Source organism: Rhodoferax sp. UBA5149 (assembly GCF_002413825.1).
GTDB lineage: Bacteria > Pseudomonadota > Gammaproteobacteria > Burkholderiales > Burkholderiaceae_C > Rhodoferax.
On the sequence record NZ_DHXT01000047.1, the window covers coordinates 2,268 to 3,120 of the forward strand.

The 853-nt window shown below is 70.7% G+C and carries 1 protein-coding gene and 1 pseudogene; both read left to right on the plus strand.

Annotated elements, in window-relative coordinates:
- Positions 1-558, plus strand: a 558-nt coding sequence (locus tag B3V69_RS03700; protein WP_296443912.1) for a response regulator transcription factor, incomplete at its 5' end; no start/stop codon positions are given.
- Positions 555-853 (plus strand): annotated as a pseudogene (locus B3V69_RS03705) (two-component sensor histidine kinase); the annotation flags it as partial. The gene B3V69_RS03700 and the pseudogene B3V69_RS03705, both read left to right, overlap by 4 nt.

The following is an 853-nucleotide window of genomic DNA, read 5'->3' on the forward strand; positions in this document are numbered from 1 at the left end:
GCCGCGATTCTGGACGTGATGCTGCCCGAGATGGACGGCTTCGAGTTGTGCCGCACCATCCGCCGCGAGAGCGACATTCCCATCATCATGCTGACGGCCCGTGGCGACGTGATGGACCGCGTGGTGGGCCTGGAGCTGGGCGCTGACGACTACGTGCCCAAACCCTTTGAGCCGCGCGAGCTGGTGGCGCGGCTGCAAACCGTGCTGCGCCGCCGGGCGGTGAGCGCACCGGCTTCTGCCCGGTTGACGTTCGAGGGCTTGGTCATCGACCCCGCCACCCGCAGCGTGCAGCGCGCCGGCGAAGCGGTGGAGCTCACCAGCACCGAGTTTGACCTGCTGCACCTGCTGGCGCGCGACGCCGGCAAGGTCTTCAGCCGCGATGACATCCTGAACCACCTGCGCGGCCACGAGGCCGAGCTCTACACCCGCGCGGTGGACATTGTGGTGAGCCGCCTGCGCAAGAAGCTGGAGCCGCTGGACTGCATCAAGACCCTGCGCAACGCCGGCTACTCACTGGCCCTGGGCCGCGCCCAGCCCCAAGCTCAGTCCTCGCCATGAGCAGTTTGCCGTCGCCCCCGCGCCCGCGCTGGCACCGCCGCGCCCGCCAGGCGCTGGCGCACTCGCTGCGCGTGCGGCTGGTGGCCTTGTTTGTGTTACTGGCGCTGGCCATGGCAGCGACCTTTTTGTTCGGCATGCAGCGCGCCTTGTCAGTCGGTTGGCGCGCCGCCGCCCGCCCGCTGGTGGCCGACTATGTGGACCGCCTCGCCGCCGAGCTGGGCAGCCCGCCCAGCGTGGCGCGGGCTGCAGCGCTGGTGCAGCGCCTGCCCATCACCGTGCGCATCAGCGGCCCGCA